The sequence below is a fragment of the Caulifigura coniformis genome (genome assembly GCF_007745175.1).
Lineage (GTDB): Bacteria > Planctomycetota > Planctomycetia > Planctomycetales > Planctomycetaceae > Caulifigura > Caulifigura coniformis.
Map to the genome: position 1 here is coordinate 6,602,400 of NZ_CP036271.1, position 24,402 is coordinate 6,626,801.

A 24,402-nucleotide genomic window follows, 5' to 3' on the forward strand; every position below is an offset into this window, starting at 1 on the left:
CGAGTACTTCAGAGTCTTCAGTCAGCCTTGGCCCGCTCAGCGGGCGCCCGTTTCGTCCAGGGGTCGTCAGCCCCGAGAGCCTCTTGCAGAAGTTCGACGAACCGCGACGCGGCCGCCGACAGATGTTTGTGACGCCGCTTGACGATGCCGAGCGGACGATGCCACTTCAAACCCGTCAGGTGCAGCGCCTTCAGCATTCCCGCGTCGATCTCGCGCCGGGCGGTCGGCAGGGGAAGTATGGAAACGCCGGCTCCGATTTCGACGGCGCGCTTGATGTTCTCGATATTATCGAACTGGTGGACGGCGTTCACCGACACCTTGTTCTTCCGCAGGGTGCGGTCGATCTCTTTCCGGATCCGCAGGTCCTGTGTGAACGCGACGAAGTCTTCGCCGTCGATTTCCGCGAGGGCGATGTCCGTCTTCGCGGCCAGTCGATGCTGCGGCGCAACGACGACCCCGATCACCTGGTCGAGCCAGGGAATGCATTCGATGTCGCCGCCGTCGCGGGGGAACGACACGATGCCGAGATCGGCCTCGTCCTGATTCACCCGTTCGTACACCTGGTCTGGATGGAGATAGTCCAGTTGCAGGACGACATCGGGATAGCGGTCCTCGAAGCGGCTGACGTACTCCGCCATCTGGAGCAGTCCGACCGAGTAAATCGCCGCGACTCGAACACGCCCCGTGACCTTGGCACTCAGGTTCTGGACCCGATCCTCGAGGAGCCGGTAGTCGGAAAACAGTCGACGGCAGCCATCGAAATAGGCTTCGCCGGGAGGGGTGAGCTGCAGGGGCCGCTGCGAGCGATCGATGAGCGTAACGCCAAGGTGCTCTTCGAGTTGCTGAATTGCCTGGCTGATGGCCGGTTGGGACATGCCGCGAGCCGCTGCCGCCTTGGAGAAGCTCCGGCAGTTGGCGACATCACAGAAGATTTCTGCATTTCGCAGCAGCATGGTCACGGCCGCGCGTCCCTCGAAAACGGCATCCGTTGCACCGTGTCATCCGCCGGACGAATGAAGTGACCGGCGTGTTATTGATGAATAGGTTATGGAGGCCAGGGGCGGGTGTCAATCGCGTGGATGTTTTCGCGACACGGAGTTTCGAAAATGCGTTCGCGGGAAGTTGAGAAAAGGAATGTCACCGCAGAGACACAGAGGACGCAGAGAAGAGGGAGATCTCGGCCCGCAGCTCGAACCACCGGTTCACGTCATGAGTTCTGAACTCGGTTGGACACGTCCGACATTCCGACCCACAGTTCCACCATCGCCTGAAGAGCTCATTCCAAAGCGGCCCCCGATCCAGCCAGCCGCGACCTCCCTCTTCTCAGCGTCCTCTGGGTCTCTGTGGTGAAACTTTTTTCCCACCCCAGGCACCACCTCAAAAGACCGCAATTGGCGAGTGTCGGAAGGAGGGATATAGTCGGCAGACCTCTTCATGAAAGTCGGCCGGATGGCTGTTCAGTCCGTTCATCCCAGCGCATTCGAACTCGCGTTTCGCCTGTACGACAGGGCGATTCATCCTGAGCTGTTCGATATCCGTGCGACGAAGAAGATTGACGGGGCCGGCTGGAAGGCGGCCATCAGCATTTGCGCCGGCGGACATGTCATTGCCCTCCAGACGCCGACCGGCGTCGCGACCGAACTGGCGATTCCGGCCCGCCTCATGACGCCCGACCGCGGCCTCGCCGCCGGACACAAGCTCGGAGCAAGCCGCGACTGGACCCTTCCGCTGAGCTGTGGCGTCCACGCCCACTTCAGCGCCCATATTGATGCGGTCGACGCCGTGGCCTTCCGGAATATCGAGCAGGAATTGACGCTCGACGCCCGCAGTTCGGCGATTTCGTTCCGGTTTCCCGGCGCGGGGCGCCTGCAGCCGGGGCCGCTGAGCGTCATTCGTGCCGAGTCTCTCGCCAGCGGCGTGATGTTCCATGCGTTCCACACGTTCCCCGAGAACTCGGCCGTGCTGCGGACGCAGTCGCTCTACGAACTGCCGGCCGCCTGATCGCGACCGGCTTCCCCGCGGGAGTCCCTCCTCTAGAATTGAGGACTTGCGACGCAGCCCCGTCACCAGACCGGATGAGAGCGCAGCCATGGACCACGCGACCGAGCGGATGATCGAGGCCTACGTCGCCCGCGATTCTTTCGAAGGGCACTTTCTGAAAGACCTGCTCTCTGGCCAGGGCATCGAGGCCCATGTGACCGACGAGAATTCGGTCTACGCGGGCGTCGGCGGGATCGAGCGTCCCAAGGTGTGGGTCTTCGAGAAAGATCAGGAGGCTGCGCGGCGCCTTCTCGAAGAGTATGAAGCCACTCGCGCGCAGTCCGCAGCGCAACCCGATGAAGCGGACGATATCGCTCCGGAGTTCGATGCGCGTGACGAAACGCCGTAGCCGACTCGCCAAACGAAAAACACCCCGGCTGCTTTGGAGCGGCCGGGGTGTTTGAATGTGGTCTCGCAGCGAATCTCAGGCGGCCTCTTCGATGTCCGAGATCCGGTTTTGCGGAATGTATGGAGCGAGTTCGTCGGACTGCCGGTCGAGCCGGAACTGCATGATGTAGGCGTCTTCGGCCGTGTCGTCGTAGTGGCAGCGAACCACCCGGACGGCCCGGAAACCCTGGGTGCGGAAGAACAGCTGGCCGTCGAGGTTGCTTTCGCGGAGATCGAGCAGGATCTCGTTGCGACGCTGTTGCGACAGCTTGTCGATCAGCCGGAGCACCATTTGTTTGCCGACGCCCATCCGGCGGACTTCCGGAGCGACGGCGAAGTTCAGGATGTGGAGCTTGGCCTTGTGCAGTTCATAGATCATGAACCCCACGATCTGATGATTCGCTTCGGCCACCATGCCGATGCAGTTGCGCTGCCGCAGGCAGCAGAGGAAGTCTTCGTCAGTCCAGGCGGTGGCGAAGCTGGTCCGCTCGATCTGGAGAACCTCGGGCATGTCGCGGCGGATCAGCCAGCGAATCTGCACGTCGAGTTGTTGTTTCGTGATATTGCTCACTTATGCCTCCATGCACCGGCAGCAGCATCGAGCCCCGATCGGGCACATCCGACGTTCCTTCGTCATCTGATCCCGTCACGCGAGCAAGTTAATGAATGGCACACAGCGGGAGAAGGCCTGTTGTGGGACGATCGCGAAAACGAGGGGCGCATCTCCATCAATCCCCGTTTCGGCCGCTGCGAAGCGGCATCTTCCGCCGGTAAGATGCAAAACACGCTGCCTCCGGCGTCCCGATTCCGCCCCACCTGGCCCCGCTTTCCCACGCTCTTCCCGGATGAATCAGGACACGGCTCATCCGCGGCTCGCCGGCCGCGTCGCGACCGCCACCACGCGGCTCATCCTGATCGCCATCGTGGCGGGCGGCCTCGTTACGGTCGCGATGAATCTCTGGCAGATGCGATCGACGGGCAACGCCTTACCTTCCACTACATCGGACACGGTTGCGCCGTTGAATGACCTCCTGCGCGACACTCTTCCTGTCGTCCAGGATCGAGTTCGGGGGAGTGAAGCGGCCGCACGGGACGCCGTCGTGAACAAGATTCGCGACCAGATCGCCGCCGCCGTGTCGGAAGTCGCGTCCCGGACGGGGGCCGTTGAAACGAAGGACGATCCATTCCGGGACGCGATCGAACTGGCCCGCGATCCGGGAGGGGTCTGGTCCGTCCACCAGCTTCAGGAAGTGGGCCGCAGGATCGTCGGCGTCGCCCGATCCGGGCGGGAACCGGCGGTGCTGTTCTGGGGCGGCTATGATGAGGCCGGTCCCGGCGAATGGACCACCTGGATCATGCAGCTTCCGCTGCCGAAGGAGTGAAGATGAAGCTGATGTCAGAAACCATCCTGCGGGATGCCCGGGTTCTCCGAAGAAGCCGGGTTTCTTTCGGCGCGGCCCTCGTCCTCGCCGCGATCTTCGGCACGCCGGTCGCCCCACTCTCCGCGCAGTCCATCCCACTCCCGATCCTCGAGGAACGCGCGTTCCAACAGGCGGCCCTGAAGGCCGAAGCGTCGGTCGTCCGCATCGAGACGATCGGCGGCGTCGACGTGATCGGCGAGACGCTGATCGCCAACGGGCCGACCTCCGGAGTCGTCGTCGGCGCCGATGGCTGGATCATCACCAGCTCGTTCAACTTTTTGTCCCAGCCGACCTCCATTCTGGTGACGGTGGGCGAAGGCCAGCGACATCCTGCCAGGCTGGTCGCGAAGGATGAATCGAGACAGCTCACCCTGCTGAAAATCGATGCCGAAGGGTTGAAGACGCTCGAGGCCGTTCCCCGCGAGGAGTTTCGCGTCGGCCAGTGGACGATCGCACTGGGCCGGACCCTGGAACCGACGTTTCCCAACGTGAGCGTCGGAATCCTCAGCGCGCTCAATCGCATTTCCGGCAAGGCGATCCAGACCGATGCCAAGATCTCTCCGGTCAACTACGGAGGAGCGCTGGTCGACCTCAATGGTCGCTGCCTTGGCATCATTGTCCCGATGTCCCCCGACCGCGAAGAGGTGACCGCCGGCGTCGACTGGTACGACTCGGGAATCGGGTTCGCCGTTCCACTCGTCGACATCCTGAGGGTGGTCGACCGGCTCAAGGCCGGCGAGACCCTGAAGCCCGGCCGGTTGGGTATTCTCTATCCCGACAAGGGACTCCTGACCGGCGAGGTGAAGATCGACAAGGTCCGGCCGCGTTCACCGGCCGAGGCCGCCGGGCTCCTCGCCAACGACGTGATTGTCGGGCTGGACGGGCAGGAGGTCGACAGGGCCGCAACCCTCAAGCAACTGCTCGGCCCGAAGTACGGCGGTGATTCGGTCGTGCTCAAGGTTCGCCGCGGAAGCGAGACGTTCGAGAAGCCCGTGACTCTCGTCAGCCAGATTCCACCTTTCGAACTCGGCTTTCTGGGGCTGCTCCCGGAACGGAAGCCGAAATCGGAACCGGGACCTGCTTCGATTCGTGCCGTGCTTCCGGGGTCTCCTGCGGAGACGGCTGGCCTGAAGCCGGGAATGGCCGTCATCAAAGTTGGAGACAAGTCGACTCCGTCTTTCGCGGATGTGCAGACGGCGCTCGAGACGCAGGCGGCCGGCGACAAAGTGACCCTGGAGATTGAAGAGAAGGGCCAGAAGTCGACGCGCGAGGCGACCTTGGCCGCCACGCCAGAGGCCGTGCCGGAGACACCCGCTGCTCCTGTGATTCCGACTCCGGCCGAGGCGCCGAAGGATCTCAAGACGGGTCGTTTCGTCGACACGATCGAGGGGGACGACCGTCGTTTCTGGGCCTACGTGCCCGAGCACTACAACCCGGCCTTTTCGTATGGCCTGGTCGTCTGGCTGCATCCTGAGGCGGACAAGCGGGAAGCCTCGACGCTCGAACTCTGGAAGTCGCACTGTGAAGAGCGCGGTCTGATTCTCGTCGCGCCGCCGGCGTCGAACGAGGAGTGGGGGGCGTCCGACGTCGAATTCGTGTTGGGCGTGATTGCGAAGATGCAGAAACGCTACACGATCGACCCGGTACGCACCGTCGTCGTCGGCGAAGCGGAAGGAGGACGGCTGGCGCTGTTCCTGGGGCTCACGAAGCGAGACGTCGTCGCTGCGGTGGCGACCATCGGCTTCGCCCTTCCGGCGCGCGTTCCCGAAGTCGACCCCGAGAATCCCGTCCGGTTCCACGTTTCGACGTTCGACGGCAGCCCGACCGCTTCCGCCATCAGGAAGAGCATCGAGCCCTACCGCAAAGAGAAGTACCCCTTGATCCTGCAGGAATGGAAAGGAGCCGGCCAGGAAGGCCCCACAGCGGAGACGGTCGGCGAACTCGTCCGCTGGATCGACACCCTCGACGGCGTCTGAGCTCCCACCTCTCAGTCCAGTTCCCGACCAACTCTCGTTTCGGACTCGAGTCACTTGCTCCGCACCATCCTGTTCGACCTCGGCAACGTCATCGTCCATTTCTCTCACGCCCGCATGTGTGAGCAGATCGGCGCCGTGCTGGAATGGACGGGTCCCGAGACCCGCGAGTTTCTGATCGACTCGGGACTCATGTGGAACTTCGAACGCGGCCTCGTGACCGAGGGGGATCTCCTTGCCGCCGTCGAGAAACAGCGCGAACGGAAGATCGAGCTCGTCTCGCTGAGCACTGCGTGCAGCGACATCTTCCAGCTCAACGAGCCGCTGGTTCCGGTGATCGAATCGCTCAAACGCCGGGGGTTGAGGCTGGTCGTCCTGTCCAATACGAGCCATTGGCATGTCGACTGGATTCGCCGCCACTGGAACGTGCTCGATCTGTTCGACGAACTCGTCCTCTCCTATGAAGTCGGGGCGATCAAGCCGGAGCCGGCGATCTACGAGGCCGCGATGAAGGCGATCCGCTGCCGCCCGGAGGAATGCTTCTACACGGACGACATCCCCGCCTACGTCGCCGCGGGTCGTGAGTTTGGACTGCAGGCCGAAGTGTTCACGGACGTGGCCGCGCTAATCCCGCAACTGGCGGCGCGTGGCATCACGATCTGAATCCTCTCAGCCGCTGCCGATTGACGTTCGGGGGACCGTTGCGGAAGCTGAGGGGCGCACGATTGCGACCTCTTTCTCCGCAGGGCAGGGAGATGATTATGGTGCTCACGATTCTCCGGGCGGCGGGACGCTTCGCGCCCCGCGTGAACGCTCTCGCGATTCTCTCGCTTGTGGCTTTGGCGCTGGCGTCGTCGACGGTGGCCCAGGACGCGGAACCGAAGATCGGCGCCATTTCGGGCATCGTGGTCGATGCGGACACCGGGGGCGTCGTTCCCGATGTTGAAGTCCGCATGTTCAAACGTCCCCCCGGCGGCGGGAACCGCCTGCAGTTCAAGATCACGCGTGTGCGTAGCGATGCAGACGGCCGCTATCGGTTCGAGAACCTCAGCCCCGGCGACTATGGCATCTACGCCTTCCACGGAACGAAGGCGTCGCGCACGAAAGACTTCGACTACGCCAGGGCAAAGATCGCGGACGACGGATCCTCGGAGCCCGTCGATCTGAGGCTGACGGAGGCGCTCACCCTCAAGGTCAGGGTTCTCGCGGAACAAACCGGGCAGCCCATCGAGGGGGCTTTCGTCCGATTGCGCTGGACCGATCTTGATGACACTGCCGCGACAGATGGGCACGGGGCTGTGCTGATTCATGGCCTGACGCCTCACGATCAGCACATCGAGGCGAAGGCACCGGGCTTCCAGCTGAAAGCGGTCACGCAGACGCTAAAAGACCCACTCACAGAAGTGACCTTCAAGCTGCCGCCCGGAGGGTTCATTCAGGGAAAGGTCGTGAACGATCAGGGGAGGCCGCTGGCTGGCGTGAGCATCGGCGCCTCGCCCGAGCGTGGTTCCGACGGCTTCGATTCCGTGAAGTCGGACGAAGAGGGAAAGTTCACTCTGAACTACGTCCCGCTCACGCAGTCGGTCCGCATTTATGCCTCGTTGAAAGAGCACGAGGCTCACCACCAGTCGATCTCGCTCAATGGCGCGCCCTATCGGCCGCTGGAGATCGTCCTTCCTTCCCGACGCCACGGAGGAGACGCCGACATCACCGTGGTCGATCCCGAAGGTCAGCCTGTGCCAGGGGCGGAGATACTCAACTACGGCTCCTCCTCTGGCGATTATCACAAGGTGAAAACCAACGACCGCGGCGAATGTTCAATCACCAGGTTGTATCTGCGGCATTTGGGAAAAGGGGCCGAGTTGGCAGTGCGCGCGGAGGGATTCGCGCCCCAGTTGATTGAAGTGATGCCGTCGACCGATGGCCCCGCGAGGTTGACGGTCAACCTCGAAAAGGGGCATCGCTACCGCGGCCGGCTCGTCAACGCGGCCGGCGAGCCAGTCTCCAATGCGTCGGTCTACGTGAACAACGGCAACTACGGTTCCGGGCTCTTCGGACACAAGCTCGACGTCGATAAGGAAGGACGTTTTTCATCGACGTCTCTCCCGCCGGAGTCGACGGCGAACATCAGCGCCAGCGGGTACACACCGCAGGACCAGGTGAAGATTCCCCTCGATCAGGAGGAAGAGCACGTCATTACTCTGGAGTCCACAGGTCACTTCCGCGGCCTCGTGACCAACGCCGCCACCGGTGCGCCGGTCCGTCGGTTCAACGTCAAGCTGGGCTTCGCCCGCAAGCCCCCGGCGGGCGCCCAGCGGTCTCGAGGCATTCCCTCCGACTGGGGCGACAGCGGACGCACGATCAACGACGACTCAGGCCGATGGCTCTGGGAAGAACTCCCGAACAACACCGCCTACGCCCTGACCATCGAGGCTGAGGGGTTTGATGCGACTCACGTCCCGGTCGCCGTCACGAACCGGGGCGAATCGGATCTTGAGATCAAGATGCAGCCGATCGATCCCGGGTCGCTGGTCGAGGTCGCCGGCGTCATTCTCGACCCGAAGGGAGATCCGATCGAGGGGGTCCTGGTTCACCTGATCGGATGCGATCCGAAACTGGCCGCGAACGATCCGAACGGCCAGCGCGAAGTCCCCATGCACCTGATCCGCATCCATCAGGCAAAGAACATCGCCGCCTGCAGGTTCGCGCATGAAGCCACAACAGCGGCCGACGGCAGCTTCCGGTTTCCCAGGGTTTCCAGTCGAATCGGGCTGCAGCTCGTCTATTGGGGCGACGAAACCCCTTCGACGCGGGTCCGGAAGCTGGAGGAGCGAACGGCGGAACAACTGGGCCGGCTCGAACTGCTCGCGCCGGCCGGCGTCACGATCACTGGACGCATCAATCTGAAAGCGTTTCCGGATCCGGGCCGGGTGTCCGTTCGCTCGACCGAGGAAACGTTCGACTCGCGGGACGTCAGTTTCAAGGCCGGGGATGATCGCTCGACGTTCACGATCAAGGGAGTCTCGGCCGGCACTGTGAACGTCACGCTGATGAGCGAGGCCGTTCCGTATCGCGAGAATGGGACCACGTTCTACAGGAGCAGCAGTCTGGGCAATCGAACCGTGACCGCGGGCCCCGGCGAGACGGTCGAAGTCCATTTCGAGTAGCCGCCCGGCCGGTGCAGATTCCAGCGCATGTCGCCGCGTTGGAGACTCGATGGGCCCCGCGCTCTCCCGCGTGTGGTGCGCGGCCGGTCTCTCCCGGTAACTTAGGCGTCATTGAAGCGGTGTCGATGCCTCGCCCGACGTTCTCGCACCCTTCTGCTGCAACTGCACCCTGGCGGCCACATCAAGAGCGACTGCAATGAACGAGCTGAAATTCGACGCGGGGCACGTGTTCTTTGAAGCAGGCGACCCGGGGCAGACCGCCTGGTTCGTGCATGAAGGCGAGGTCGAGCTTCTGACCGGTCCGGACACGTCGCCCGTCCGCGCGCGGATCGTCCGGTCGGGGGATGTGTTCGGAGAGCAGGCGCTCGTTGATGAGCGTCCGCGCGATGTGACCGCCCGCGCGCTGACGGGCGGACGCGTGGTCGCGGTCGCCCGGGAAGAATTCGAACGCACGCTGTTCAACGCGCCGGCGCCGATCCGGGAGTGCCTGCGGACCTTGTTTGAACGGCTGAGGGCAGCCACTCACGATGACGATGCCGACTTTCAATTCGCCGACGAAGCATTCCTTGCGGACGACGGTTTCGGGATCGACGCATCGACAGCGAGCGGACCCGGCGAATCCGCCGCGGGGGTACCCAGCCAGTTCCCTGTTTCACAGGGGCGCGCCGGCGAATGGATCGTCGTAGTCCATCCTCTCACCCGGAAGGCCGCGGAAACGTTGCCGGAAGAGGGGTTACTCGTCACGCAGTTTCCGCTGCGCCTGGGGCGCGCCGCTGCGGCCGACGAGAACGAAGCTCTCGACCTGAACGACCTGTGGTTACTTGATGACGAGCCGTTCAACGTCTCGCGCAACCACTGCGAAATCTATGTCGACGGCGTCGGGCCGGCGATTCGCGACCGGGGCAGCGCGCTGGGATGCGTCGTCAACGAGACTTCGATCGGGGGACGCGGGAAGATGCGCAACTGCGGCCTGGAACGGGGAGACAACGTCGTCATCCTCGGGTCGCGGGTCTCGCCGTACCAGTTCCGAATTACGGTGGAACGACGCTAACCGGGCCGATTCCGGAAACGATCGAATGTCGGCCGGCCGCCGCGTCTCGAACTCATCCTGAATCTACCCTCGAGTGAGGTTCGAATCTGCATCCATCCCTGGCGAATGAGCGCCAGCTTTCGTTCGACCGTTCGAACGCTCACCTCCAGGAGGGCGGCAATTCCGGGATGGCTCAGCCCTTGCAGCTTGTAGATCGCGACCTGTCTTTCGGGCTCGTCCTGAAGGGCGAGGAGCAACCGCTCCTGTTCCTCGAGGAAGCCCGCGATGACCTCATCCGCGACCTCCATGTCCGACGTCGAAACCGCCTCGACAACCGCCCCGTCCCCCAGCTGGCTGAATTGATCGGCCCGGCCTCCGGCGTGCGTTCGAGCCCGCTCTTTGCGTCGACGCGAGATCGCTTTATTGCGAGTGATCGTCAGGAGCAGCCCCCAGAATGGGTCGCGATCACGCACTTCGGTCAGCGATCCATGGACGGCCGCGCTCCACACCGCGTGAAACACGCTCTGGACCAGGTCGTCTTCATCCGCGGCCGCGGAGATCACGTTTGCGAAGCGACTCCGGGCCGCGCGAACGAGGGCGTCCCGGAAGTGCACATCGAGGAGGTCGCCCGCAGCGCGATCACCGTGCCTCAGGCGTTCCACCCAGGCCGTCACGGAATCGTCGAGTTCTCGAGGATTTGCAGGAGGCAACACGGATCGGCCGTAAGTTCTGGATGTCGATGACGATAGAAAACTGAATCCTGCGAAAAACACCCAGGGGACAGGGCCTTCCAGATGATGTTTTTGTTCCAGACGAAAAATTTCTTCAATTCTGTGTCGGTTTGCTGAGTCGGGCCGCGTCTCTCAGTTGAGCGATTGCCAGCGGGCGACTCACGTGTGCACGAGTGGTCCGCTGATGCCATCGCCGCCGTCGTTCTCTGGCGGTGGTGGAAATGGCCGCCCGGACACGGGAGTCGTTGGCGGGCTAAAACCTTCGACTGCAACCTGCTGTCCGAGCGGCCGTTTCCGAGTCTAGCAAATCCCGACGAGTCGACAGGCTCGCCGAGGGGATTGCATCAGGCTTTCGACATGAAGAGCGGGAGCTGGCGGGCGGGCTTCTGACGGGCCCGTGATCCGCCGGATCACGGGCCCTGTCACGTTCTCTCCTCTGGTCCATCGCTGATGGCCCCCGTCGTTGCGACGAGTGGTGTCTGGAGCGCAGCCGACACGGGCCGAGGTGTGGGGCTGGCCTGGATCTCGGGGCGCCGAGTGGTCTGGCGTGGGAGGGATCGGCAACGTGCGCATGCTCACCCTGCTTCGCGATGTGAGCATGGCACCTAACGCCGGCCTTCGCTTAAAGGGGGAGGGCACGGCAACGTTCGCCCGGGGCTTCCCGTTGGGCCAGCCCCGGCCACGCCGGCAGTCGTACCCGGCGCGCCCACCGGCTGCGATCAGCGTCAGACTCGCCCGGCAAGACTCGCCACGAGCGCGAGCAGTTCCGCGCTGTCCGCCGGCTTTGCGAGGTGCGCCTGAAAGCCCGAGAGCAATGCTTTCCGCCGGTCATCGGCGCGGGCATAGGCAGTCAGCGCGACGGCCGGCGTCTTCGACTTCCCCTCGCTGGCCTCGAGCGACCGCCAGCGTTTGATGAACTCATACCCATCGCCGTCCGGCATTCCGATGTCAGAAATGATGACATCGAATTCCGCCGAGCGGCGAGCTTCGAGCGCGTCCTCAATCGACGCGGCAGTCGTCACCTCGCAGTCGCATTCTTCGAGCATTCGCTTCACGACATCCCGCGCATCTTTTTCGTCATCCAGAGCCAGTACGCGGACGCCCTTGAGATTCAGTGCCTCACAGTCTGGCCGGGAGCCACTGAGTCGCGATTCCGGCGATGTTTCCTTTGCTGGCAGTTGCACGACGCGCACCGGAAGCGACACGACAAATGTCGCCCCCTTGCCGACGCCAGCGCTGTAGGCCCGCACAATGCCACCGTGCAGCTCGACGAGATCCCGCACGATCGCCAGGCCGAGGCCCAATCCGCCGAACCGCCGCGTCTTCGAGCTATCGGCCTGGCGGAATCGATCGAACACGTGCGGCAGGAAGTCGGACGCGATTCCCTGGCCGTTGTCGGCAATGCTGAGCTCCACGTGCGAATCGACCCGCTCGAGAATGACCTGCACCTTGCCGCGTGCATGTGTGAACTTGACCGCATTGGAAAGCAGATTCCAGACGACCTGTTGAAGCCGGCCCGGATCGCCGGTGGTGTTCAGACCCGACAGAGGATCGATCATCGTCTCGATCCGGATGCCTTTGGCGGTTGCGGCGAGCGACACGGTTTCGATCGCGGTCTTCACGATCGAAGGCAGGTTCGTCTCCTGGAGGTCGAGCCGGATGTTTCCCGAGATGATGCGACTCACGTCGAGCAGGTCTTCAATCATCTTGGCCTGGGATCGTGCATTCCGCTCGATCACCTCCAGGCCGTCGGCCGTTTCCTGGTCGATCTGCTCTTTTTGAGCGAGGATCTGCGCCCATCCGAGAATCGCGTTCAGCGGCGTTCGCAGTTCGTGGGACAGCGTGGCCACGAAGTCGTCCTTGGCGCGGCCGACCCGCTCGGACTCAGCTCTCGCCGCCCGTTCGGCCGCCAGTGCTCGCTCGTGCTCTTGGCTGGCGAGCCGCATATCTGTATTTGCAGAGGCCAGTTGCTCGCTTCGCCGCAGCATCTGTCGCGAGATCCGGTCTCGCAGCATCTGTGCCGCATCGAGTTCCGCCGGCGTCCAAGGGCGACTGCGGCCTTTCAAGGTTTCCTTCCACAACGCGAACGACCCTCGCGGACTGAGCCGTGCGGCGCCGTCTCCTTTGACGACCGATTTCGAGGGGTCTCCCGCCCAGTGGACCTCGCGAACCAATTCCGTCCGGAACCACAGCAGCTGATGCACTCGCGACCCTGTGAGAGACACGGCGAGCAGGCCGCTGGCCACGGCGCTCAATCGGCCCATCCCGAAGATCGCCTGGACGTTATCGGTCGCATACACATCCGCGGTCACGTTGTGTCGCAACCACGCGGACAGCTCGCGGATGATGTCGGGACCAGGCGTCTGGCCGATGCGGGTGATCGCATCCCCCACGACGACTGCCGCCCCATCGGCCGCGACGAAGTCCAGCATGGTGGGTGTCGATTCCACGAGTGCCTTCGCCGTGTCCTCGAACTTCGAGATGTTTTCCGACAGGTCGTCGGTGACTCGACGGAGCGTCGCGCGGTAGCTGGCCAGCTCACGATCGTCGGCGCTGGCGATCGACTGCGACATCAATTGCCCGAGCAGCTCGCAGGCAGTCCGAACGTCGTAAGGAACAAAACGCGGGGAATAATGATGGCAGGCCACCAGTCCCCACAGCCTGTTGTCGCGGATGAGCGAGATCGACATGGAGGCCTGCACCCCCATGTTCTTCAGGTATTCCAGGTGAATCGGTGACACACTGCGGAGGACCGAGAAGCTCAGGTCGAGCGGATACCGACTGCCGGCGTCGCAGGCCGGAACGATGTGCGACGGACGGTAGCCGCAGTCGGCGATGAACCTCAGCCAGTTTCGGGTGTAGAGCTCACGCGCCTGGGCAGGGATATCGGACGCCGGATAATGGAGGCCCAGAAAGGGCTCCAGGTCGTCTCGCCGTTCCTCCGAAATGACCTGGCCGTTCCACTCCTCGTCGAAGCGGTACACCATGACGCGGTCGAAGCCGCTGATCTTGCGGACCTGATCGGCGCAGACGCGGGCGAGATGATCGACTGACTGAGCCTTCTGCAATCGTGCGATGGAACGCTGCACGAGTCGATAGAGTTCCGGCGCCGAAAGCGAGTTCCGGTCGTCGGACGGCTCGAGCTCGAGCAGGACGTTGTTGCCGTTGCGATGTGTGATCGCGTCGAAGGCGGTCGGCGGTTCGCGAACCTGAATCGTGTGGAAGTAGACCGGCTTGGTGTCGAACACTTCGGTGCGGAGCGCCGCCTCGAAGTGCTCTGCATCCTCAGGCCGGAAAATCTCCGCGACGGGGCGCCCGATCAGCGCGGCAGGCTCGAGGCCGATCAGGTCTCCCGCGTTTTCACTGACCCGCACCACTTCCAGATTCGGCGCTCGACAGACCAGCAACACTCCATGCGGCTGGATTGCTCCGGACTGGTGGATGGGCTCGCGATCGCAATTGGAAAGGTCGATCTGAGACGACTGCATACGCTCGACTTCGCCGACGGACTTGTTGGGGGGGCATTTCAGTTTCTCGCAGGGGCCGCTGCTCAACAAGAGGGTCTGCAGTCAACTTTTCAGCGCGTGTTCCAGCCACCGCTGCATCGACTGAAATGTGCCGACGGCGCTGTCGACGATGAGCCCGTCGCTCCCGGGATCGTTTGCGACGTAAGCCGACACGCAATCTCCGAAGGCCTTCCACATCGCCCCGACGCGAGGCCCGTAGCTGGAAAAGAACGAATGGCCACACTCGGGAAAGTCGGCGAGCCTTCGTTCGACCTCCCGCCTGACGAGTTGACCGCCCAAGGTCGCGCCTTCCAGCACGTACAGCGTCCCCAGAGCCGCGGGCACGCCTTGAAGCGAAGGCAGGTCCTGGCATCGCGGCAGCTGCGCGAGAGACTGCCCGGACGTTCCAAGACGCGTCAGGTCGGATTTCAGCAACTTCGATTTCTGAAGTCGCTCGGGCGCGATCCCAACGGCCTCGAGTTCGCGAATGCTTCGCAGGCGGTCTTCGACCGGCTCGTAAAACCCGAGAAACGCTTCCAGAAACCTCCGGTACGATGTGGCCGACTCCAGTCGTCTCGGAAGATCAACCGTCCGTTCAAGGGCTTGATGGGCCTCGGCGGTCGTCTCCCGGAGCGCGGCCATCGTCGGTGACGGACTTGTTGAACGCGTGCTCATCTCCGCAGATGCACTCCTTTCAGGCAACCTTCTCAGCAATCAAAGCTCAATTCTATCACGACGAGCGCCACGGCCACCCTGCCGTTCTGTGCGCCGTGTGGGCTGGTGCGGGGCGCGAGACGGGCCAAGCGTGCTGTTGGACTTTGTTCGGGCCCTCGAATACTCGGGGGACGGTTGCGCGCGAGCCCAGGCGAGGAGAAAGGTTCACCGCGGAGAGACGGAAAACGCAGAGACGGAGGGAGCAAGGGGGCGTGGGAGAGGTCGGCAACGTTCGCATGCTCACCCTGCTTCGCGATGTGAGTATGGCACTCAACGCGGGCCTTCACTCGGGGGGGAGTGGGGGAGGGTTCGGCGGCCCACGCCTGGAGGCTTCGCTTCGGTGCGTCCCCGGCCACGTCTGATTGGGCTGGCCGCAGGTACACGGCCTGCCCGCGGCACCCGGTTGCAAGAGGGAGAAGGATGAAGGGCGGTCCGATCTTGAAGAAGCCTCTTGCGACTGTCGCCGCACCGGTTGCAGAGCGACACGGTGCGACCTCCGTTCGCATTGGAGGCACGACAACCGGTGGTACCCGGTGGAGGCAGGTCAGTGGCGTCTGCTGGCGCCAAGCCGGTCACCCGTCGAGGATGAGCATGTTGTTCAGCCGGCGATTCATGGATCTCAGGACCACAATCCGGTCACGAGTGTCGACCAATCCATTGCCATCCATATCATACAGCGGGTTATAAGGCTGGCCGATATTCGACTGGACGAGGAAAGAGTCCTGCGACGTGACGACGCGATCGCCGTTGACGTCGCCCATCAGCCGGTAGAACCGCTGCGGGGTGTCGTACACGCCGTCCTCATTGAAGTCGAAGCGGAGTTCGTAATAGCCATCGCCGGCGGTCGAGAACCGGTTGCCTCCAATTCCCTTCTCCCCGAAATCGAAAATGAGCCTGTTTCCAACGCGCGTCACCTGTCCGTAATCGGCGAGAGTCACCGCGCTCAACGGCGTGCCTTCGAGATCGAAGCGGCGGAGCCTGATCCGGTTGTTGCTCAGGATGTCGGCGAGATCGAACGAGCCGGCGATCGTCACTTCCAGGCGATTGATGAACGACCGCTGCGTCTGCCCGGACTGAACGACGAACGACGTGACCTGCCGGTTGATCCAGCTCACGGACGTGTCGGCCGCATAGGCCTGCCCGGAGGCGTCGGTAATGCCTGATCCCGCGGCACGCAAGGTGAGGACGTAGTCGCCTCCTGCCTCGGTCACGTCATGCAGATTGATCATGTACCGATCCGGCGCGATCTGGGTCAGCGTTGATCCAGCAAGATTCACATTGACGCCGTTGCGCGTGAGCCTGAAATCGGACAGCGTGACGCCCGTGACATTCTCTGAGAAGTTCAGATACACGACGGACTGGGCGTGAGTCAGGAGCGGGCCGGCCGTCTCGAAGCTGACCGTCGGCAGCAGATCGATCCCCGGGTAGCTCCCCGTGATCGTATACTGGCCCAGGCTGCCGTAGTCGCTGTAGCCATCATTCGGCGTCCGAACGCCCACGCCGTCGACCATCACGGAATAGGTTCCCGCCGCGAGGTTCAGCGAGAAGCTGGCGGACAGGAGATCCGCGGGATTGCTCGTCGCGACGTGCTGACCGCTGGAGTCATAGATCGAGGCCAGGATATCGAGATTGGCGCCGAGCGCGGCCGGGTCGAAGTTCAGCGACACGCTGCCGCCGGTCGTCGTGAACCAGAACCAGTCCTGATCGGTATTCCGCTCGATGATTCCCGATCGACTGAAAACGATCACGCCTGACTGCGGAGGATTCTGGGTCAGCGCCTTCGCCGCCTCGCGGGTGCTGGCGTAGTCGTCCGTCCGGTAAGTCACTCCTCCATTTCTGGGGCCGGTGATCAGGGCCAGGTCATCTTCGGTCCGGCTGGCGAACAGGTACTCGCCGCGGCTCCACTGCGTCACCGGCTGGTTGTAGCTGTTTCCCATAATGGGGGCCCAGCCCGTGCTCCCTGCCCCGGCATGGCCCGTGTAATACTCAAGATCGCCGTTGTTCGGATTGATGCCGGGTTGGCCGTCGACGTTCAAGCCGTCATGCAGGACCCCCAGCGTGTGGCCGGCTTCGTGACTGGAAGCTTCCGCCAGGGATTTGGCGGCCTGGATCGAGTTGAACAGCGGGATGTCGCCGACAAACACGACCGGGACGAGCTGCTGGGAGAAGACGAAGGCCGGCGTGCCTGACGACGACCGGAACGAATCCAGAGCCGCGACGCCGCCAATGGTCGCACCGTGCCACTGCAGGCTGCTGCCACCGATCACAACTCGAATCCCGAACTGGGTATCGCCGGTGGTGGATTGGACGAGCGCATCGACGCCGGGGTCTTGCGTCGTCACGTTGATGTCGAACGGCGCGTAATCCTCGGCAACTCGCCGCCAGACATTCTGGATCACCTCGCGCTCGATGTCGCTGAACGCGGGATCGGAATCGACGGAGAACGCCGGCGAGACGATGTCGGCTCCCCCCGTGTAGTTCGTATTCCAGTTTGTGCCGCTGGTGGTATGCCCGGTGAAATCGAGATAGATGGTCTTCGTTGAGCCGGGCAGGCTGTTCAGCAGGAAGGTCTCGTTCAGCGGAAAAGGCGGCGCTTCCTGAGGGGTTCCCGGCCCCGTTTCACTCGCACTCAGCAGGTGCCGATCTTCCAGCACCTGAGCCTGGCAGGCCCCCAATGGCAGAAGACGGGCAGCTCCGGTCCTCCTGGCCTGGGATTTCCGATGTCTCGCAAGGATGCAGCGCATTGACCAGGGAGAAACCATTGCCCAGCCCCTTTGAAATGTTTCCGATGGGCGAAAGCCAGCACTCGCTGAGCTTTCCGGGAATCGGTCAAGAACTGAAAGGACCGTAGCAACGGTCAACGTCAATGGTCAACGAGCCCCGCCGTCTCCACCGGCTCACTCGCGCAAAATTCGTTCTTCCTTGTCGCTGCCTTTTGGAACCGACGCCGACGCCCCATCCCGGCGATGCCAAGCCCCGCGGCGCACAGCAGCAGGCTGGACGGCTCCGGAACGGCCGACACGGTCACCGTCCCGGAAAATGAAGTGTACGGGACCTGATCCGGGCCGTTGTTGAAGAACGCCGTTAGGGATGTGTCCTCGAGATCGATCGAAAACACGTCCCCCGCGACGGCCGGGGCCGAACTCAAGGTCGTCAGATCGAGTCTCGCCAACAGGACGTCAGTCGTCGGCACGAAGAGACTGAAGCCGCCGTCGGTCGCGTCGACCCCGATATAGGTGTTCTCGGGACCGACGTCGCCGACCGGCGTCTGCGGCGGACCGGCCGCTGCACTCACGCCGAAGAAGATGTAGCTCGGATCGTTCAGCTGGGAATCAGACTGCGGATCGGAGAACGCCAGGACGTTCGTCCCGACCACAGGGCTTGCCGTGAATTCGAACGAGAACCCGTTGAGCAGATCGGTTCCTGTTGTTGAGCGCAGGAACACGTCCACAAAGCCGGTCCCCCCTTCCCCGATCGACGTGCTGCCGATCGTCACGACCAGATCTGCTGTCGCCTGAGCCGGCAGGACCAGGCTGGCCGCCGACAGCCACGCCAGCACGAGAACTCTCCGCATGCCATTCGCCGTCATTGAGCTGCCCCTGGACGTTCGTCGCGAATTTGGTCAAGAACTTTTAACTGTCCTTGAATGCCCGCATGGATGTCAACGAATTGACCTTGAAAACGAGTTCCAATGGCAAAGGATCTTCATCTGGCTGAAAGTGAGGGCCGCGTCGAAACACGGCGACGGGATGGCCGGGGTTGGAGCCCTTTTTGGCGAAGCCCCGGTCGGGCAGGGGGCATCGTTGTCGGCCGTTCTGGGGCGTGAGATCAGTTCTGGCGTTCCGTCTCTCGTCCGGGCAGTGAATCCAGATTGAGTCTCGGTCAGCCGCATCCGGGCGGCTCGGCCTCTCGGATCCATCTCAGGCGTTCACGACGTTGGGTACCGTCCCGCCGGCTTGTGCTACGAGCGCTTTTGCCCTGTGACTCGAAACTTCGTCGGCGTCATTCCGGCCGACCTGGCGAATGCCGACTCCAATCGTCGAGAATCGGAGTAACCCGATCTGGAAGCGACCTCCGCGATGGTGAGCTTGGTTTCCAGCAGCAGCATTTTCGCCCGTTCCATTCGGTGACGGCGGATCAGGGTTCCCAGCGTCATGCCGATCGATTCCATGACTTTGCGCTCCAGCGAGCGGCGACTGATCCCGGCTGCGCGAACAACGTCGGCAACCTGGATGCCGCGCTGAAAGTTGCTTCGGACGAATTCCAGCGCCGGGCCGATGTCCTCGTTGTCCGTCGCCAGGATGTCCGTCGATTGCCGACAGATGACACCGGTTGGCCGAAGAAGCACGTCCGTCTCAAGTCCCAGTCGGCGCTTGTCGATCAACTGGTCGAGTCGGATTCCGGCTTCCACACCCACTGCCTCGGCCGGCAATGCGATGGACGACATCGGCGGCTCGGTGACGCCGCAGAACAGCTCATCGTTGTCGACGCCGAGCACAGCGATTTCCTGTGGAACGCGCAGCGACACCTGGCGACAGGCCTCGATCACTTCCGCGCCCCACAGGTCGTAGGGAGTAAATACTCCCGCAGGACGCGGGAGGGTTCGAAGCCACGCCCCGAGGTTCCCTTCTCCGTCGACGGTGCCGAGCGGTCCGAGAGGTTCCTTGCCAGCGCTGTCAAAGACTTCGACCGAGTATCCTCGCGACTTGAGCGCACGGCGAAACTCGGCTTCGCGATCGGCCGAAAACAGCAGGCTCCTCTGGCCGGCGAAGCCAAACGATTTGAGCCCCCGTTCGAGGAAGTGAATGGCCGCCATCTCGCCGACGATGGCGTTGTCGACGTTCACCCGGGGAACCGGCAGGTTCGGGAGCACGGCATCGACATTCACCAGCGGGATCCTGGCCTTGAGCAGCGACCGGCACCATTGGCGGTCGTTCACGCAGGCGATCACTCCGTCGGCTTCGTTGAGGATTCGGAGTGTCGAGGCGCTCGGGAGCGGGCGGGCGAGCGTGATTCTCCAGTTGGAACGCTGGTGCGAGTAGCCGACGATCCCGCGCAACACATTCCGGTAATACGAATTGGCCGTATTGATCGCCACACAGATCAATCTTCGGCGGGGCATCAAAGCGCCTCAGCAGGCGTGCGCGAAACGTCGCATCATTTCCGCATTTCCGTCATTGTAGTCGACGAACCCCAGGTGGACACTGATTCTCCAAGGTCATCAGGCGTTTCATGTGTACCTCGGATCCCAGATCCGAACGCTCATCCTGGGAGACGCTCTTATGCTGACGGCACGCAGCCGCACGCGCGGCTTCACGCTCATCGAGTTGTTGGTAGTGATCGCGATCATCGCGATTCTGATTGCCCTGCTCCTCCCGGCCGTTCAGCAGGCCCGCGAAGCGGCGCGGCGAACCCAGTGCAAGAACAATCTCAAGCAACTCGGCCTGGCGCTCCACAACTACCACGACACCTACGGCATCTTCCCGATCGGAAACCTGTACGGCGACCTCGGGTCGGTCGGGCCGTTCCAATCCAACCGCACGACCTGGCTGGTCCGCACTCTCCCGTACATCGACCAGGCGCCGCTCTTCAATCTGGCCGACTTCAACAGCCGCAGCAACAACACCGGTTTCACCGCGAACTTCCCCGCCGCATACGACGCCCAGAATTGCCGCGGCGTGGAAATGCCGGCCTTTCGCTGCCCGTCTGATCCGGGTGGACGGCAGACGACCGGTCGCGCGGCGCTCGCGCCGACCAACTATGTCGGTTGCCAGGGGAGTGCCACCTCCAACACAGGAATCCCGGGCTGCTGCCCCGCCGGCACAGCCAATCCGGCCGCGGGCACGGGCGGTTATATGGCCGGCAACGTGACCTGGGTGCTCATGGTCATGAACCCGGGAACCAGTGTCGGCATGTTCGCCGCAAACTCGCAAACCAGGATTCGCGACGTGACTGACGGGAGCTCGAACACGCTGATGCTTTCCGAGTGTCTCGTGGGAGCGATGTCGCAGACCAACCCCAGCACGGCTGGCACGTGCGTCGGTGGCGACGCGACGACGCTCCTCCCGACGCGCGGCTACTCGTGGTACTTCGGGACGACGGCCACCTGGATGTTCACAACCGTCCGCACCCCGAACTTCCCGCACGTCGATTGCGAGCGAAGCGGCGTTCTCTCCAACATGTCCGCCCGCAGCAAGCACACGGGCGGCGTTCAGGTGACGATGGCCGACGGGGCGGTCCGTTTTGTCTCCGAGAATCTCAACCTCGCGACCTGGAGGGCGCTGGGCGATCGCGCCGACGGCAACGTTGTCGGCGAGTTCTGAGCGCCGGATCGCACGTCCGACGTCGTTTCCGAATTCACGCGCCTTCTCGAGGGGGTTCTTTTCGATGAACACCAGGGTTGAGATGTGGTCAGTGTTCGGGCTTGTCGCAGCGGTCGTCATGGCGGGTTGCGGCGCGGACGGCCCGCCCCGCGGCGACGTCCGGGGACGCGTTACCGTCGGCGGCGAGCCGGTCGAGAACGGCGCGATCGTGTTCGTTCCGGTCGCCGGCATCCAGGGCGCGCCGGTCCAGTTCCAGATCGTCAATGGCGAGTATGCCTCGGATGTCAAAGGCCCGGTCGTCGGGAAGAACTCCGTGCAGATCTCCGGCGCCCGGGCGACCGGCAAGCAGACGATGAACATGGTGACCGGCGAGCAGGTCGACGTCTTCGAGGAAATCGTTCCGGCGAAGTACAACAACGACAGATCCGAACTTTCGGCCGACATTCAGGCTGGTGAGAACACGTTCGACTTCGAGCTCGACGGAAAGCCCCGGAAGGCCGGGTAGCTTCCATTCGTGACTGAGCTTCGCGCGGGAGCCGGTGGTCTGCTGACGGCCAGTGGGTCGCCCCGAGTGCTCGCAATGGGGGCCGTGCGGCGGCAAGCGGCTGAAGGCGAATTGGCAGTCCACTCCCGGAGGAACCTCTGGCGGCTGTTGCCGCACCGGTTGCAGAGCAACCGGTGGTACCCGGTAACGGTCAGGTTGGCCGCCTCCGCGTCCCTTCGAGAGATGTCCTCGACGGAGTGGCCGCGATAGAGCGCCATCGCCGCTTCGATGATCGTTGGAGTGGGCAAGTATCGGCCGTGTTGCCAATCGGACAGGTCAGAGTCGGCAACCGGTCGGAACGTAGCGACGGCCTGGATCGCAGCGGCGAGCGTCTCGCTGTTGCAGTAGAGCGGGTGGACGACCTGATCCTCGGCGAGACTGGGTGTGAACTCCGTTCTGGCGTTGGGGGCTTCTGTCGCCACGAGGATCGGTGTGATGACGCGATGATGGCTGGTTTCGTGAAAGTTCTTAAGGTCGAGCGCGTAGTCCCAGACCTGATCGACGTCGTGCGAATCAAACTTGGATTCGCCGACCTTGAATTCGATGACGAAGATGACGCCATCCATCAGGAGGATGCAGTCGACACGTTTGCCAACCCGTGGAATGGTGTACTCGAAATAGATGTGACCGGGATGGCGGCCGAGGGTTGTCAGCGTTTGCTTGAGGATGTGGATCTGCTGGACCCAGGCATCGCGCTGCGTGGTTTCGAGGTCAAACGCGTTGTTGACCGCCAGTTGGCCGAGGATCTCCGCCTCGCTTGCGTCGCAGAAGCCACTGACTGTTGCCGCGTAGAAGTACCGTTGCACGCTGAGCCCGTTGGGTTGCAGTCACGAAGGTGGGTGCGGCCACTTTAGCCGGCGGGTGATGGAGGGGGGAGGATTCGAGGGGCAGGACTCAGAGACCAGGGGGCACCGGGTACCACCGGTTGCTGTGCAACCGGCAGGGTGGCCGGGGCTGGACGTAGCGAAGCGAAGGAAGCCCCGGTCGAGCGTTGCCGAGCCTCCTTACTCACACGCCGGGTGCCATGCAACGCCGTCCACGATTTCTATGACGCATCGAGCAAGGCTTGCCCCTTGAGGCGGAGTTTTGGCGTCAGTTCGGTCATCCCAGGTGGACGAGTTGGCGGCTCGTGTTTCTGGTGTGGCCACGAACGAACGCGCTTCAAGCGTCGACGGCGGTATTGGTCACGCACTGCCTGACCCAACTGGTCACGCCATGTCAGCGGCTCCCAGAGCGATCGATCCAGCGCCAGACGCATCGCACGGCGCGTCACGTCTCGAGTCCGTGAAGGGGACCATTGCCGTGGGTCATGATGACAACGCCGGAGCGACTTCAGGCTCAGGACCTGCAGGATCCACAGCCCCAACAGAGACGCCGTGTGCTCGGCCAGCACCGTCCGCGGCGTGCGGCTCAGCCATTCCCGACGATCGAACGTCTGCTTGATCGTCCGGTACGCGACCTCGATTCCCCACCGCCTGCGGTAGATTTCCCGGGCCTGCTTGGCCGACAGACGTGACGGCTCCAGCACATCTGTCAGCAAGAACACGGCCTTCTTGCCACGCCCCAGAAGAATCATTCGCAGAACGAGTGGCGGCTGGTCCCGGAACTTTGCCGGCCACAGCCAGACGATGTCTCCCTTGCGATGAATCAGCGCTCCCAGTTCCTGAACGAGCACTGTGAGATTCGCGCCCACGCGGAGCAGGAACGACACATTGGCCGCCTTGAGTCGTTGGCACAGTTCATAGCCCACGAAGCCGGCGTCCGCGGCGATCAGGCTCCCGGCCGGGAGCAAGTTGGCCATCTCCTCCAAGTGCCGTCGTTCGCTGGCGGTGCCGGGACCGATTCGGAAGTCCCACAGGGCGTTGAGTCCCAGGTGCAGCAGCATCGTGTGATACACCTGCGGAGCCGTGCGGATCTTGCCGGCACACTTGAGCCCCTGCTCGTTGGCCTTGGTTCGAGGTGACTCGAATCGGGAGCCGTCGGCGCCGAAGACCAGCCAGCCGGAGACGGTCCAGTTCCCGCGGGCCATGCGGCGAAGATGCGTCTGGAGGATCTCGCGGACTCTGGGAAACAGCAGGCCGACCCAGCGTGCCAGGGCTTCTGTGTAGCCGGTGTAGGACGTGGGGCAGGTCCAGCCCGGGAGCATACGAGACAGGAGTTCGCGAACGTTCTCAAAGCGACTGATGAGCGTCTTCGCGTCATGCCAGCTCATCAGCACCAGCGTCAGGAGCAACCGGCCGGGCGTCCATTGTGTGTTGCCGTGCACCGCCAGGTCCGCGAAGCGTGTCGGCGGACAGAGATCTTCAATTCCAGCCCTGAGCTGCTGCGCATATCCTGCGCGACATGGCCTCCGTGCCATGATCGAGTCTCCTGGGGAAAGGCGTTAGCACCCGTTCCCTACCGGAGACTCGATTTCTTTGCCAAGACTGAAATTACGCCGAAAGCAGAATCGTGGACGGCGTTGGGTGCCATGCTCACGTCGCGCAGCAGCGTGAGCATGCGAGTTCAGCCCGGCCCCCCATCCTGAACCCGCGCCCGCGCCGCAACTCACCCCCTTGGCGTCTTC

20 protein-coding genes are annotated in these 24,402 nt (G+C 63.2%); 10 read left to right on the forward strand and 10 right to left on the reverse strand.

Going from position 1 to position 24,402, the window contains the following annotated elements; genetic code table 11:
* Positions 1-17 precede the first annotated feature (17 nt).
* Entirely contained in the window at positions 18-953 is a 936-nt protein-coding gene (locus Pan44_RS26505; RefSeq protein WP_145034739.1) for a LysR family transcriptional regulator, read from the reverse strand.
* Between the two features lie 496 nt (positions 954-1,449).
* Here Pan44_RS26505 and Pan44_RS26510 point away from each other — a divergent pair, with 496 nt between their 5' ends.
* Both Pan44_RS26510 and Pan44_RS27685 read left to right on the forward strand, forming a co-directional pair.
* Complete coding sequence (locus Pan44_RS26510) at positions 1,450-2,001, forward strand: DUF2617 family protein (protein WP_197453687.1); 552 nt, start codon at positions 1,450-1,452, stop codon at positions 1,999-2,001.
* A gap of 88 nt (positions 2,002-2,089) precedes the next feature.
* On the forward strand, positions 2,090-2,389 hold the full coding sequence (locus Pan44_RS27685) for a putative signal transducing protein (protein ID WP_197453688.1): 300 nt from the start codon (positions 2,090-2,092) through the stop codon (positions 2,387-2,389).
* Between the two features lie 75 nt (positions 2,390-2,464).
* On the opposite strand, the gene rimI is transcribed toward Pan44_RS27685, so the two are convergent.
* Positions 2,465-2,938 (reverse strand): ribosomal protein S18-alanine N-acetyltransferase, encoded by a 474-nt coding sequence (gene rimI / locus Pan44_RS26520; RefSeq protein WP_197454138.1) that lies wholly within the window; start codon positions 2,936-2,938, stop codon positions 2,465-2,467.
* A 334-nt stretch (positions 2,939-3,272) separates the two neighbouring features.
* Between rimI and Pan44_RS26525 the strand changes: the two genes are divergently transcribed.
* From Pan44_RS26525 to Pan44_RS26545, 5 genes are all read left to right on the forward strand, one after another.
* Entirely contained in the window at positions 3,273-3,809 is a 537-nt protein-coding gene (locus Pan44_RS26525; RefSeq protein WP_145034743.1) for a hypothetical protein, read from the forward strand.
* Positions 3,810-3,811: 2 nt separating this feature from the next.
* Positions 3,812-5,824: a PDZ domain-containing protein gene (locus tag Pan44_RS26530; protein ID WP_197453689.1), complete on the forward strand. Its 2,013-nt coding sequence runs from the start codon at positions 3,812-3,814 to the stop codon at positions 5,822-5,824.
* Positions 5,825-5,878: 54 nt separating this feature from the next.
* Positions 5,879-6,484, forward strand: a complete 606-nt coding sequence (locus tag Pan44_RS26535) for an HAD family hydrolase (RefSeq protein ID WP_145034745.1) — start codon at positions 5,879-5,881, stop codon at positions 6,482-6,484.
* Between the two features lie 98 nt (positions 6,485-6,582).
* Positions 6,583-8,988 carry a carboxypeptidase-like regulatory domain-containing protein gene (locus tag Pan44_RS26540; RefSeq protein WP_197453690.1) on the forward strand — a complete coding sequence of 802 codons (2,406 nt, stop codon included), beginning with the start codon at positions 6,583-6,585 and terminating at the stop codon, positions 8,986-8,988.
* Positions 8,989-9,184: 196 nt separating this feature from the next.
* Positions 9,185-10,039 (forward strand): cyclic nucleotide-binding domain-containing protein, encoded by an 855-nt coding sequence (locus tag Pan44_RS26545; RefSeq protein ID WP_145034747.1) that lies wholly within the window; start codon positions 9,185-9,187, stop codon positions 10,037-10,039.
* Here the strand turns inward: Pan44_RS26545 and Pan44_RS26550 are convergent.
* From Pan44_RS26550 to Pan44_RS26570, 5 genes are all read right to left on the reverse strand, one after another.
* On the reverse strand, positions 10,036-10,731 hold the full coding sequence (locus Pan44_RS26550; RefSeq protein ID WP_197453691.1) for an ECF-type sigma factor: 696 nt from the start codon (positions 10,729-10,731) through the stop codon (positions 10,036-10,038). The genes Pan44_RS26545 and Pan44_RS26550 overlap by 4 nt on opposite strands.
* Positions 10,732-11,474: 743 nt before the next feature.
* On the reverse strand, positions 11,475-14,237 hold the full coding sequence (locus tag Pan44_RS26555; RefSeq protein ID WP_145034749.1) for an ATP-binding protein: 2,763 nt from the start codon (positions 14,235-14,237) through the stop codon (positions 11,475-11,477).
* A gap of 81 nt (positions 14,238-14,318) precedes the next feature.
* On the reverse strand, positions 14,319-14,930 hold the full coding sequence (locus Pan44_RS26560) for a biliverdin-producing heme oxygenase (RefSeq protein ID WP_145034750.1): 612 nt from the start codon (positions 14,928-14,930) through the stop codon (positions 14,319-14,321).
* Positions 14,931-15,541: 611 nt separating this feature from the next.
* A complete protein-coding gene (locus Pan44_RS26565; protein WP_145034751.1) occupies positions 15,542-17,623 on the reverse strand; it encodes a hypothetical protein in 2,082 nt (693 codons plus the stop codon).
* Between the two features lie 209 nt (positions 17,624-17,832).
* A complete protein-coding gene (locus tag Pan44_RS26570; protein ID WP_197453692.1) occupies positions 17,833-18,543 on the reverse strand; it encodes a PEP-CTERM sorting domain-containing protein in 711 nt (236 codons plus the stop codon).
* Between Pan44_RS26570 and Pan44_RS26575 the strand changes: the two genes are divergently transcribed.
* The gene (locus Pan44_RS26575; RefSeq protein ID WP_145034753.1) at positions 18,542-18,844 is read left to right on the forward strand and encodes a hypothetical protein; all 303 of its coding nucleotides are present in this window, start codon (positions 18,542-18,544) and stop codon (positions 18,842-18,844) included. The genes Pan44_RS26570 and Pan44_RS26575 overlap by 2 nt on opposite strands.
* 86 nt (positions 18,845-18,930) lie before the next feature.
* On the opposite strand, the gene Pan44_RS26580 is transcribed toward Pan44_RS26575, so the two are convergent.
* Positions 18,931-20,091 carry an AraC family transcriptional regulator gene (locus Pan44_RS26580; protein WP_145034754.1) on the reverse strand — a complete coding sequence of 387 codons (1,161 nt, stop codon included), beginning with the start codon at positions 20,089-20,091 and terminating at the stop codon, positions 18,931-18,933.
* Positions 20,092-20,251: 160 nt separating this feature from the next.
* On the opposite strand from Pan44_RS26580, the gene Pan44_RS26585 reads away from it, so the two are divergent.
* Positions 20,252-21,292, forward strand: coding sequence for a DUF1559 domain-containing protein (locus tag Pan44_RS26585; protein ID WP_145034755.1), 1,041 nt, complete (start codon positions 20,252-20,254; stop codon positions 21,290-21,292).
* A 64-nt stretch (positions 21,293-21,356) separates the two neighbouring features.
* Positions 21,357-21,797, forward strand: coding sequence for a hypothetical protein (locus Pan44_RS26590; RefSeq protein ID WP_145034756.1), 441 nt, complete (start codon positions 21,357-21,359; stop codon positions 21,795-21,797).
* Here Pan44_RS26590 and Pan44_RS26595 read toward each other — a convergent pair.
* Complete coding sequence (locus Pan44_RS26595; RefSeq protein ID WP_145034757.1) at positions 21,737-22,642, reverse strand: hypothetical protein; 906 nt, start codon at positions 22,640-22,642, stop codon at positions 21,737-21,739. The two genes, Pan44_RS26590 and Pan44_RS26595, sit on opposite strands and share 61 nt — an antisense overlap.
* Positions 22,643-22,881: 239 nt before the next feature.
* Positions 22,882-24,195 carry a transposase gene (locus Pan44_RS26600; RefSeq protein WP_145034758.1) on the reverse strand — a complete coding sequence of 438 codons (1,314 nt, stop codon included), beginning with the start codon at positions 24,193-24,195 and terminating at the stop codon, positions 22,882-22,884.
* Positions 24,196-24,402: the final 207 nt, after the last annotated feature.

What these genes read in the sequence shown, in the direction of transcription:
- Pan44_RS26505 (WP_145034739.1), bottom strand. Translation starts at nt 953, where the DNA reads ATGCTGCTGCGAAATGCAGAAATCTTCTGTGATGTCGCCAACTGCCGG.
- Pan44_RS26510 (WP_197453687.1), top strand. Translation starts at nt 1,450, where the DNA reads ATGGCTGTTCAGTCCGTTCATCCCAGCGCATTCGAACTCGCGTTTCGC.
- Pan44_RS27685 (WP_197453688.1), top strand. Translation starts at nt 2,090, where the DNA reads ATGGACCACGCGACCGAGCGGATGATCGAGGCCTACGTCGCCCGCGAT.
- rimI (WP_197454138.1), bottom strand. Translation starts at nt 2,938, where the DNA reads ATGCCCGAGGTTCTCCAGATCGAGCGGACCAGCTTCGCCACCGCCTGG.
- Pan44_RS26525 (WP_145034743.1), top strand. Translation starts at nt 3,273, where the DNA reads ATGAATCAGGACACGGCTCATCCGCGGCTCGCCGGCCGCGTCGCGACC.
- Pan44_RS26530 (WP_197453689.1), top strand. Translation starts at nt 3,812, where the DNA reads ATGAAGCTGATGTCAGAAACCATCCTGCGGGATGCCCGGGTTCTCCGA.
- Pan44_RS26540 (WP_197453690.1), top strand. Translation starts at nt 6,583, where the DNA reads ATGGTGCTCACGATTCTCCGGGCGGCGGGACGCTTCGCGCCCCGCGTG.
- Pan44_RS26545 (WP_145034747.1), top strand. Translation starts at nt 9,185, where the DNA reads ATGAACGAGCTGAAATTCGACGCGGGGCACGTGTTCTTTGAAGCAGGC.
- Pan44_RS26555 (WP_145034749.1), bottom strand. Translation starts at nt 14,237, where the DNA reads ATGCAGTCGTCTCAGATCGACCTTTCCAATTGCGATCGCGAGCCCATC.
- Pan44_RS26560 (WP_145034750.1), bottom strand. Translation starts at nt 14,930, where the DNA reads ATGAGCACGCGTTCAACAAGTCCGTCACCGACGATGGCCGCGCTCCGG.
- Pan44_RS26575 (WP_145034753.1), top strand. Translation starts at nt 18,542, where the DNA reads ATGCCATTCGCCGTCATTGAGCTGCCCCTGGACGTTCGTCGCGAATTT.
- Pan44_RS26570 (WP_197453692.1), bottom strand. Translation starts at nt 18,543, where the DNA reads ATGCGGAGAGTTCTCGTGCTGGCGTGGCTGTCGGCGGCCAGCCTGGTC.
- Pan44_RS26580 (WP_145034754.1), bottom strand. Translation starts at nt 20,091, where the DNA reads ATGCCCCGCCGAAGATTGATCTGTGTGGCGATCAATACGGCCAATTCG.
- Pan44_RS26585 (WP_145034755.1), top strand. Translation starts at nt 20,252, where the DNA reads ATGCTGACGGCACGCAGCCGCACGCGCGGCTTCACGCTCATCGAGTTG.
- Pan44_RS26590 (WP_145034756.1), top strand. Translation starts at nt 21,357, where the DNA reads ATGAACACCAGGGTTGAGATGTGGTCAGTGTTCGGGCTTGTCGCAGCG.
- Pan44_RS26600 (WP_145034758.1), bottom strand. Translation starts at nt 24,195, where the DNA reads ATGGCACGGAGGCCATGTCGCGCAGGATATGCGCAGCAGCTCAGGGCT.